Source organism: Nostoc sp. S13 (assembly GCF_029379315.1).
Taxonomy (GTDB): Bacteria; Cyanobacteriota; Cyanobacteriia; order Cyanobacteriales; family Nostocaceae; genus Nostoc.
Genome location: NZ_JAQYWQ010000171.1, coordinates 1 through 10,564, shown reverse-complemented (window position 1 = coordinate 10,564; position 10,564 = coordinate 1). Strand labels below are relative to the sequence as shown.

Genomic DNA, 10,564 nt, shown 5'->3' with positions numbered 1-10,564 from the left:
AAGCCAGCTATGTAAGGGTTTCAGCTATTTTGAGGTTTATTTGTGGATAAGTCTAATGTCAAGTCTTACGGAAATAAGTAGTGAAATCTTGACATTTTAATGAGAAAGTTTAATAATATCTTCTCAAGTGTGTTCCATTAATACTCGGTCGTAAGCTTTGCTAGAAGTTTGCAATAAAATCAGAAAACTGGCTTTAACTAAGGCCAGTTTTTTGAATTAATAGGGTCTGTATTGAGTAATTTTTAACGGGGATGCTCCCATAATTTGTCAAGATTCAAGGGAACGTGGTTGATTGGTGAGTACGTAGACGCACTGAGGCTTGTCGTTAGACATCGCTTACAGTGCAAGCGTCAATCATCAATGAGAAAAGCAAAGTAGTAGAAGCGATCACGCTTAATATTTATATGCAATTGGGTTTAGCGATGCCTGCGATTCTTGCTAGCCTAGGCAAAGCTGTTTGTCATGAGTTGGCTAATAATCGCTTAATATTTAGACGCAATTAGGTTTAGCCGCATGTCTCCCGAAGGCAAGTTAGCTCGGATCTGGCGCTTACCCGTTTTTCCGCCAGAGATTGAAATCTCAGGCTGATAGCGCAAGTCCACTCAAGTGGACTGAAACCCTTTTTCAGTCTTATTTAGAAGACTTTATGTATAAGAGAGGGAATTAATTTCCAGGTGGTTGTTGGGACTTGTGGGTTTTCTGGCTGTTAGGTTGGAAATTACATGACCAAAGTTAGAGAAGACTGCAACAACCGTCGCATGGATGTAGCCTGCACATGGTCAGGAAACACGGTTAAAAAGTCATTTAGGTCTTGGATAGCAGCATGGGTACGCTCTAAGGAAGCACCTTGAGATAAAACATGGAGATATAACCGCTCTGCTGGTTGATGATATTGAGCAGCCAAATAGTAAAGGGCTAAATTAAAGGCATTAGACCAGTCTTTAGCATCTTTTTCGTAATGCTGTTTAGCAAGCTTGATGGCAAGTGCTAGGTCAGCCCATGCTTTATCTGGTTGGTTAAGGGCTTGGTAGGCTAAAGCGCGATTATATAAATACCAATTACTCTCAGAATCTAAGTCAATAGCGCTGTTGAAATCTGCAAGAGCCTCATTATATAGCTTTAGCATCAGGTAAGTTTGACCTCGATGTGCGATCGCCCACTTATATTTGGGGCCAAGTTCAATCGCGCGGTCAAAGTCTTGTAGGGCTTCCGTGTAACGCTTAATTGAGCGATAAGTTTCACCGCGACTTGCGATCGCCCAGTCAAGTTTGGGATTAAGTTGAATCGCACGGTCAAAATCTTCTAGAGCTTCCGAGTAACGCTCCATTAAGCGGTAAGTTTCACCGCGACCTGCGATCGCCCAGTTATATTTTGGGTCAAGTTCGATGGCGCGGTCTAAGTTTTGTAGAGCTTCGGAGTAACGCTTCATAAAGCAGTAAGTTTGACCGCGATGTGCGATCGCCCACCTGTAATTAGGGTCAAGTTCTATGGCGCGGTCAAAATCTTGTAAAGCTTCCGAGTAACGCTCCATTAAACGGTAAGTTTCACCGCGCGAACCTAAAGCAATAAGTTGCCATTTAACTTCAATCCTAGAATTTTGTAGGACTGCGGTAAACATTTCTAATGTAACTTGGTAAAAATTTTCGTCATAGGCTTTTAACCCACCAGCTAGTTGCTCACCCCAACGCTGAACTTCAGCAGAATCCGCATCTTTACCAGCCTGAAGCATCGTTTCTGCATATTGTTGGGCAAATTTGCGTTGATTTTTAAGTGCAGCAAGAAATTCATTGAGAGATACAGATAAATTCCTTTGCGGTGACTGACATAAATTGTGGTATGACACGTTTAATGTGTGACTTTGCCAGCTAGGATCGCGCTGTTTTTCCTCTTCCTCCAATTGCAGATCGTTTCGCAGGCTGTCATAGTATTCTGCCAACTTACCATGTATGTCAGCCCAACCTTGCGGCGATGAAAGGCGCTTGTGGCGTAACATTTGGGTTTTAACCACATCATGATAAGCCCAGCCATCAGAGCGTTCATTGACAAAAGATGTTTCTTTCAGCCAAGTAAATAGCTCATCAGCTTCTTGTTCTCCTCTTAATTTGGCTATAACATCTCGATTCAAGCACCGAGGAATGGCAGCATCAAGAGCAACTTGTCGCTGCTTGGGGTCATCAATCCATTTTAAAAAGCGTTCTACAGCACTGCTACTAGGCTCAACTACTTGGTTAGGGTCATTGGGATGAGCATCTGCTAACATTCCTACCAGCAGGGGTAAATTTCCAGAAAGGCGCAAAATCACTTCAATAACCCGACTGTTAGTAATGCCTTTGCGAGTTAGATATTGTTGGGTTTCTTCTTCTGTAAAGGGTTCTAGAGGGAAACGAACAATTAACCCCTCGTAAGGTGCCCAATAGTTTTTATCTAATTCATGCCGACCGGCGATCGTTATCAATATATTCAGAGAGACTTCACCGTGGCGACCCTCCAAAATTTCTCGTAGCCAGTTATCTAAGAATTCCCCCGTGCGTTCATAGGTATCAAAAAACAAAACAACAGCAGTTTCTTTAGCAATTTTAAAAATATCTTGCAAAAATAGCGGGGTTAGGATTTCTACAGGTTCTTGAACTAAGCGCACCTCATCTTTATTTGTTATTTTCTTTGCAACATAAGATGCCCATTCTCCGGCTTGGGTAGCCAAAGCATCCTCATCTACAAAGTCAAATACAGCACCGCCAACGGGAACTCGACGGGCTAGACGCACACCAGTTTTAACTACGGTTTTGCCTACAAAAGCCGAAAAGCCTTGAGGAGCTTCTGGATCAGTTTCTAATTCTTGGCGCTTTTGACGGTAAACTTTGTAGCGATCGCTAAATTGCGTTAGCCTGTTACCTTGCCGTTCTAACTCCTCAGCTACACGACCCATAACTTCGGGGACACTTTTCTCAGCTTCATCAATGTAAGCCGAGATAATTTTTGCTTCATCAGCAATCTTACGAAACTGCCGTAACAGTGTGCTTTTACCAACCCCACCTTGACCCCAAATATTGAACAGAAAACGACGGCGATCGTCTTCCAGGGGTAATGTTAGATTTTGGCGAAATTGGTTTACTTGGTCTTCACGACCCACAAAACCTGATTGTTGACGTTGCTTAAGAATATCTTGTAGACTCTTGGGCTTGTTTTGTGGGTTCATTACGAGATTTTATTTTAAAATGCTAATACTTACAGAATAACTACTAAATACCCACGCTGTATTTCAGAATTTACCAAATTTTTCTAGGTAATTTTTACGTGTAACCTTGATTGTAAGCTCGATGTTGACCTTCTGAGGCTCGATGTTGACCTTTGGAGGCTCGACGTTGACCTTCTGAGGCTCGATGTTAACCTTCTGAGGCTCGATGTTGATCTTTGGAGGCTCGATTTTGACCTTCTGAGGCTCGATTTTGACCTTCTGAGGCTCGACGTTGACCTTTTGAGGCTCAAAAATGCCCTGGCCACTTAGCGCTTTTTAGTGGAGTCTAATATAGACCTAACCCCCAGCCCCTTCCCTACTAGCGTTGGGGAGTCAGATTCAAAGCCTCTGTCTTTATAGGCTACGGTGTACACACAAGTTTGAAATAGCTGATTAACCAAGGTTTTACCCCATCCTAACCCTCCCCAATTTATCGGGGAGGGAACTAAATTTCCTGTTTCTCTCCCAATATATCGGGGGGATTAAGGAGGGTAATTCGACTTGTGTGTACACCGTAGGTCTTTATAGGGGAGAGGCTTGGAGAGAGGTCAACCCCTTCGGGGAATTCAAAATTCAAAATTAATAATCCCCATAAATCAATTTAGAGGCTTGTACCCTTTTCGTTTTCGGTCAAAGTGTAAGTAAGTGGGTACAAATTAAATATAAAACCTCACCCTGCCTCCGGCTTCCCGCTCCTTAATAAGAAGAGGGATTGAGGGTGAGGTTTAATCTTATGTTTAATTACGCCTACCTACTTATTTTAGATAAATGAGATGCGCTATAGAAATTGCGGCTATACAGAGAAAACTTACTTGCGCGGGTTTTAAAAATTTTTGGATTCAAGACGCGAAAAGGGCATAACAATCTTATGCCCCAACAAAAAATATGTATTTTACCAAATTCATATAGCGGTTCTCGGTCCTTGTGAGGTAGAAGAACCCCACCACCAACCCCCTAAGAGCAAGCGAGGAGGGGGCTATGATCTACCTTATGTGATTAGGAAACGCTATAAATGCTGTAATCGTCTACTTTAGACTTTAGCTAACTGGGACTTCGGGTTGCTTTTTCTTAGAACGGTGGGTAAACCTGCGTCCCATCTCATCAATTACTGCATCTAAACCTATGACATCACCGCTAGCTTTGGCATAGCTATAAATTGCTAATGCTGCGGCATAGGCTTCGCTAGCAGCAGCTATACAGGTATCATCTACTATAGGACTCCTATTTGATTTTTGAACAAATTAAGTACTAATCGAAAAGGCTTATTCCCTACTCCCCACTCCCTATTTCCTACTCCCAGCCTACGCAAGTCAGTTCAATAATCAAAGCGGATTACTATAGTTCTTGCAGTTGTGTCAGAGACAAAAGCACCGGATACAAGTCCTCAAATATTTCTAAATCTCGGCGCATTTCTTCTAAATCAAAAGAACGAGGCAAAAAATTAGGGTTTTGTGTAGCCACTTCTAAAGCTTTGCTGACAAAAGCTCGACTTTTATCTCCCATCTTCAACATTCTTCGCCGGTCTTCAGGGGTCAAATCAATCAAAAATGGTAACTTTTCTCTAATTGTAGCGATCGCCTGCATGACTGCTTCCTTGTCTGCTGGGGCTAAATTGGCACTGATGCGATTTTCTGGCATTTTTAATACTTCTTTATTAGGGCTTACTTTCAGTATTCCCAAAATTATGGAGGCGATTGCATTTATCAGAGGGGAAAATTCAGCTCAAAGAGTAGCATTGATTCACACAAGGAATTAGCAGTCCCATCAATGCTTTTCATCCTGTGTTCTTCTGTATCAATTGGGTCAGCTGCTCCACAGCTTTAGAGTAGTGAGGGTCTGCAATTGTCCCAAATGAACGGTTTTTAATCATTGCTTGTTGTTGAGAAGAAGTTAAATTCACAACTACATGAGGGACAATTCCTGACTTATTGATATCTTGTCCTTTGGGAGTACGCCATTTCGCTTTAGCCTGTGTTTTGGCCAGGCTTCTGAGCCACTGTCATATACTCTGGCAGAGTACTTGTTACAACCACCAAGGTTGTGAAAGCGATCGCTATTGCTACTATTCTTTTTCTAACAATGGATACGTTCCTTCTAACCGCTAATTACCGCGATCGCATCAATTTCTACTAACACATCTTTAGGTAAGCGCGATACCTGGACACAAGCTCGCGCTGGGGCTGTATTTTCGGGGAAATATTTCGCATAAACGGCATTAACAGCCGCAAAATCATTCATATCAGCTAAAAATACAGTGGTTTTCACGACATCTTGGAAAGTCGCACCAGCTGCTGTGAGGATGGCTTCAAGATTAGCTAATACCTGCTCGGTTTGCTTTTTGACATCATCAGTGTAGACGACATCACCAAGGCGAGGATCGATGGCAATTTGTCCAGCCACGAATACAAATTGACCAGAAGCTGCGATCGCTTGATTATAAGGGCCGACTGGAGCCGGTGCGTTATCAGTACGAATTACTTTACGAGTCATAAATATTACTTTGTTTAACGATGTTTCCTGTTTACCGATTTCCACCTCAGAAGCGATCGGTTCGTTCCTCTTACCCCAACCTCGGACGTATCCCATAATGCCGATATCGCCAATAATCCCCTAAAATGCGATCGTGGTCAAAACATAAATTAACCGGCACACGCCAAGACTCAAAAACTCCTACACCCTTGGCATCATCCCCAGCCAGAGGTTCCCCCGTCGCTGTCGCCAAAAACACAATGCTAATTGTATGCTGACGCGGATCGCGATCGGGGTCAGAATACACCAGTAATTGTTCAACTAACTCTACCTGCAAACCCGTTTCTTCCTCAGCTTCCCGTCGCGCCGCCACTTCCACCGCTTCCCCATAATCCACAAAACCACCAGGGATAGCCCAACCTAAAGGTAGATTATGTCTTTCAATTAACACTATTGGCCGATGAGGTCGATCTACTAGTTCAATGATGATATCAACTGTCGGTGTAGGATTTCGGTAAGTCATGCAATTTTGGATTTTAGATTTTGGATTAATTAGGGATTGGGCATCAGGCATTGGGCATTAACCAAAGACAAATGACAAATGACAAATGACTTTACCCTGCAAATACTGTTCTGTGATAAATTCGATGCGATCGCTTCCCATAACTCAGGTTAAATATGCCTTTTCCTAGATCAAGTGGCATTTTGCTGCATCCTACTTCCTTTCCCAGTCGATTTGGTATTGGAGATTTAGGCTTAGAAGCCTATCAATTCATTGATTTTCTTAAAGAGAGCCATCAACAATATTGGCAAGTTTTACCCTTGGGCCCCACTGCATACGGTAATTCTCCGTATATGTGCTACTCAGCAATGGCGGGAAATCCTCTGCTGATTAGCCCTGAAAAACTCTTAGAAGAGGGTTTGCTAACTGAAGAAGACTTTGCTAATTTACCAGGATTTCCGGTAGAAAAGGTAGACTTCAATCAGGTTGTGCCGATTAAGATTGGCCTACTCAAAAAAGCCTGTGAAAACTTTAGAACCAATGCTACGCCTATCCAGCATAAAGAGTTTGAAGGTTTTTGCGACAGTAAAGCCTATTGGCTAGATAATTACGCCTTATTTATGGCGCTGAAAGATGCAAACGACAATGCAAACTGGCACGCCTGGAAGCGAGAACTTGTCAAGCGGGAACCGGAAGCATTAGCTCAGGCAGAGCATCAGCTCAACGGAGAGATTTTTTATTACAAGTTTGTCCAATTTGAGTTTTTCCGCCAGTGGTCAGACCTGAAAAGCTACGCTAACATGCGCGGTATTGACATTATCGGCGATATCCCCATCTACGTAGCTCATGATAGTGCCGACGTGTGGGCGCATCCTGACATTTTTTGCTTAAATGAAGAGACAGGAGAAGCTGCCCAAATGGCAGGAGTTCCACCAGATTACTTTAGCGCCACCGGTCAATTGTGGGGCAACCCGGTTTATAACTGGGAGGAATTGCAAAAACAAGACTTTAAATGGTGGGTACAGCGCTTTGAGGCAATGCTGGATTATGTAGATATAATTCGCATTGACCACTTCCGCGGCTTCGAGGCTTATTGGTCTGTGGCTCAAGGTGAAGAAACTGCCATGAATGGTAAATGGGTGGAAGCGCCTGGAGATGCTTTTTTTGAAGTGATTAGGCAGAAGTTGGGCAAGCTACCCGTCTTAGCGGAAGATTTGGGAGTAATTACACCAGAGGTAGATGCGCTGCGAGACAAGTATGAATTTCCTGGGATGAAAGTTTTGCAGTTTGCCTTTGGTTCTGATCCCGCTAATCCATTTTTACCATTTAATTACCCGCGAAATGCTGTAGTTTATACCGGCACTCACGATAATGACACAACTGTAGGGTGGTTCAATTCAGCTAACGACAACGAAAAGCAAAACCTGTTGCTTTATTTAGGTTCTATCAGCCCTGAAGGCATCCAGTGGGATTTAATTCGCCTAGCTTTGAGTTCCATAGCCAACCAAGCGATTATTCCCTTGCAAGATATTTTGGGATTAGGAAACGAAGCGCGGATGAATTTTCCCAGTGTTGCAGAGGGTAACTGGGAGTGGCGCTATCAAGTAGCAGCTTTGAGTGACGAATTAGGCGATCGCTTAAAAGTTCTTACCAGACTTAATGGACGCGCCCCGCAAGCAAATTGAGGAGTGGGGAGACAAGGGAGACAAGGGAGACAAGGAAGAGGGAGGAGTAAATGCCTCCTTGTCCTCCTTGTCCTCTTCATCTCCCTGATCTCAAAACTTAGGTTTAGCAGCAATCCTAATTTCTTCCTCTTTCCCCGGCTCTCCCATTTTCTTGGCTTTCTGTTGATTGACGCTCATCAACACACCACCAGCATTATCAGTTTTCACTGTCAGTTGCTCTTGGGCTTTCCAAGTTCGGTGAGTTCCCTCTGGCAGAATACCCTCAAATTCCGTTTTGCCATCGACTACTACGCGAATCCAAGATGAGGCTTTCAAAGTGACACCAATCTGTACAGCCTGTCTTTGTCGAGCGCCGCTAAGGGTATCGCTGATCGGTTGAACCTCAACTGACTCTTTTCGTTGGGCTAGTTCTGGTTTGGCAACGGACTTTTGTTTTTGGTATGGCTGATTTTGGCTATTACTTGCTTGTAGTACAGCGTTATTTAATAACTGAGATAAGCCATTTACAGAGCAGACGATTAGGAATATATAAAGAAAATAAAGATGAATCGGACGTAATTGATTAAGGGGTGAAATATTCCGCATACCTTGGGGATTAACTTGTGCAGAACTGACCGGAAAACTGCTAGAAAATTCTACTCCATTCAAGCCGAGTGCTTCGGCAAATTGCCTGATCAAACCCTGAATATAGATTGGTTCTGGCAGCTCGTTTAAATTAGCTTCTTCGATCGCCTGCAATAATCGCTGGGGAATCCTGGTCAATACAACCACTTGCTCTAGAGATAGACTCTGTTCTTGACGCAATGCCGAAAGTTTAGCGCCCAATTCTGCCAACTTTTCGGCTCGTTGTTGCTCTAATGAAAGTGATGGCTGGTGATTATTCTTCTTTCTTGGCCATTTCATGGCTACTGACACTCCTTAATTCCACTGAATCTTTAATAGGTTGTATTATCTGCTTTTGCAAAAACTGAATCTCATAATCTTTGAGGGAACGATATTTACCCTCATCTAAAAAGAGTTCTTTTGAAGTTTGTAATTGAATTGAACCAATAGCAGTCCGATGCAGCTTGATTACTGGATATCCTAACTGTTGAGCTATACGGCGAATTTGGCGATTTCTTCCCTCCTGTAACACTATTTCTAAAATGCTTTGCTCGGCACAACGTTCTATTAGCTGTACCTTGGCCGCCCTGGTTTTTCTACCCTCCAAAATCACACCCTGCCGCCACCTTTGTAGTACTGCTTCTGGAGGATGTCCTTTAACCAAAACACGATAAGTCTTAGAAATACTGTGACGTGGATGAGTTAGTCCAAATGTCAGTTCTCCGTCATTTGTCAGAATTAATGCTCCTGTAGAGTCTGCATCTAAACGTCCAACTGGGTGAATACCTGAACCCTCTCGTAATTCTTTCGGTAGTAGATCCAAAACTGTCGGTCTGCGGTGAGGGTCGTAGCAAGTTGAAACCACTCCCGCAGGTTTGTGCAGCAATAGATATATTAAAGCCGGACGGTGCTTTTGGGATACGGGTTTACCATCGATTGCGATCGCATCTTTTTCGGGATCAACTTTTTGACCTAAATGTGCCAATATCCCATTGATCTGCACCCGTGAGTCCCTAATCATTTCTTCGGCTTCACGACGTGAGGCGATACCCCATTGAGCGAGAATTTTTTGTAACCGTGCCTCCATGTGGAAATTGCTTATTTACTAACAATTAAATGATATTTGCATTTTGTCCCTAGTAGGCATAAATGTTACATTTAAAGCTTGTTTAATTAGATTTGGTTAGATGCCAGAGCAAAATTCCCAAACAACAAAGGCAAATAAAATTCGCATAATTACGCAGGTACTCACAACAGCAGTAAAGCTCTGGTTGAGAGCGCAAGTGAGCCAAATATCTAAATTAGAAGTAGAGATTAAAGCGAGCGATCGCCAAATTCTCTCTGGGCGCATCCCCTCGATATCTATTTTTGCTACTCATGCAGTTTATCAAGGTCTCCTGATTACACAAATTCAATTAATGGCAGAAAATATTCAGATAAATATCGGTTCCGTACTCAAGGGACAGCCCCTACGACTGTTAGAAACAGTACTAGTGGTTGGCGATTTGATCGTAGACGAGAAGGATCTCAATTCTTCTCTCTCATCTGACTTATTATCTAATGCTTTGAGTGATTTACTGGTTAAGGTTTCACCAACACATTATCCACAGTCACAACCAATTAATTGGCAAGAAATTATCCTTGATAACAATCAAATTATACTGCGAGGCGTGAGAGTAACCAATAGTGAAACAACACCTCTAAAGATTTGTTTGGGCTTACAGTTACTCAGTGGGCATGAGTTGCAAGTGGCACATATCCAAATCAAGCCTGACCAGGGACATATATTAGAGGATAATCATCAATACAATCTGGATCTTGGCTCAGATGTCGATATCCAAGAACTAACGCTGATCCCAGGCAAGCTGGTGTGTCGTGGGCGGATTAATGTTGATCCTTGATTGATTAGAAATAAAAAATGCTAATACATTATTTTAAATAATACAGCGCCAATCGAAACAAGGGGAGTGGGGAGTTAGGAGTTAGGAGTTAGGAGTTAGGAGTTATAAAAATTCCCCAATGCCCAATGCCCAATGCCCAATGCCCAATGCCCAATGCCCAATGCCCAAT

6 protein-coding genes and 2 pseudogenes are annotated in these 10,564 nt (G+C 42.9%); 2 read left to right on the top strand and 6 right to left on the bottom strand.

Features of this window, described 5'->3' with window-relative positions; all coding sequences use genetic code 11:
- Nucleotides 1-718 precede the first annotated feature (718 nt).
- The 4 genes and pseudogenes from PUQ00_RS30530 to PUQ00_RS30515 form a co-directional block, all read right to left on the bottom strand.
- Nucleotides 719-3,196 carry a tetratricopeptide repeat protein gene (locus PUQ00_RS30530; RefSeq protein ID WP_300423521.1) on the bottom strand — a complete coding sequence of 826 codons (2,478 nt, stop codon included), beginning with the start codon at nt 3,194-3,196 and terminating at the stop codon, nt 719-721.
- 1,377 nt (nt 3,197-4,573) lie between these two features.
- A pseudogene (locus PUQ00_RS30525) lies at nt 4,574-4,873 on the bottom strand (hypothetical protein); the annotation flags it as partial.
- Nucleotides 4,874-5,329: 456 nt separating this feature from the next.
- Nucleotides 5,330-5,788, bottom strand: a pseudogene (locus PUQ00_RS30520) (RidA family protein); the annotation flags it as partial.
- A 7-nt stretch (nt 5,789-5,795) separates the two neighbouring features.
- Nucleotides 5,796-6,227: an NUDIX hydrolase gene (locus tag PUQ00_RS30515; protein WP_300423523.1), complete on the bottom strand. Its 432-nt coding sequence runs from the start codon at nt 6,225-6,227 to the stop codon at nt 5,796-5,798.
- A 155-nt stretch (nt 6,228-6,382) separates the two neighbouring features.
- Between PUQ00_RS30515 and malQ the strand changes: the two genes are divergently transcribed.
- On the top strand, nt 6,383-7,891 hold the full coding sequence (gene malQ / locus PUQ00_RS30510; protein WP_300423519.1) for a 4-alpha-glucanotransferase: 1,509 nt from the start codon (nt 6,383-6,385) through the stop codon (nt 7,889-7,891).
- 90 nt (nt 7,892-7,981) lie between these two features.
- Here malQ and PUQ00_RS30505 read toward each other — a convergent pair whose 3' ends face one another.
- Both PUQ00_RS30505 and PUQ00_RS30500 read right to left on the bottom strand, forming a co-directional pair.
- Entirely contained in the window at nt 7,982-8,794 is an 813-nt protein-coding gene (locus tag PUQ00_RS30505) for a RodZ domain-containing protein (RefSeq protein ID WP_300423518.1), read from the bottom strand.
- Complete coding sequence (locus tag PUQ00_RS30500; protein ID WP_300423516.1) at nt 8,769-9,581, bottom strand: pseudouridine synthase; 813 nt, start codon at nt 9,579-9,581, stop codon at nt 8,769-8,771. Before PUQ00_RS30500 ends, PUQ00_RS30505 begins: the two co-directional genes overlap by 26 nt.
- Before the next feature lie 100 nt (nt 9,582-9,681).
- Here PUQ00_RS30500 and PUQ00_RS30495 point away from each other — a divergent pair, with 100 nt between their 5' ends.
- Complete coding sequence (locus tag PUQ00_RS30495; RefSeq protein ID WP_300423514.1) at nt 9,682-10,395, top strand: DUF2993 domain-containing protein; 714 nt, start codon at nt 9,682-9,684, stop codon at nt 10,393-10,395.
- The last annotated feature ends 169 nt before the right edge of the window (nt 10,396-10,564 follow it).

Excerpts from the sequence above, each read along its gene's own strand:
- PUQ00_RS30530 (WP_300423521.1), bottom strand. The coding sequence starts at position 3,196 with ATGAACCCACAAAACAAGCCCAAGAGTCTACAAGATATTCTTAAGCAA.
- PUQ00_RS30515 (WP_300423523.1), bottom strand. The coding sequence starts at position 6,227 with ATGACTTACCGAAATCCTACACCGACAGTTGATATCATCATTGAACTA.
- malQ (WP_300423519.1), top strand. The coding sequence starts at position 6,383 with ATGCCTTTTCCTAGATCAAGTGGCATTTTGCTGCATCCTACTTCCTTT.
- PUQ00_RS30505 (WP_300423518.1), bottom strand. The coding sequence starts at position 8,794 with ATGAAATGGCCAAGAAAGAAGAATAATCACCAGCCATCACTTTCATTA.
- PUQ00_RS30500 (WP_300423516.1), bottom strand. The coding sequence starts at position 9,581 with ATGGAGGCACGGTTACAAAAAATTCTCGCTCAATGGGGTATCGCCTCA.
- PUQ00_RS30495 (WP_300423514.1), top strand. The coding sequence starts at position 9,682 with ATGCCAGAGCAAAATTCCCAAACAACAAAGGCAAATAAAATTCGCATA.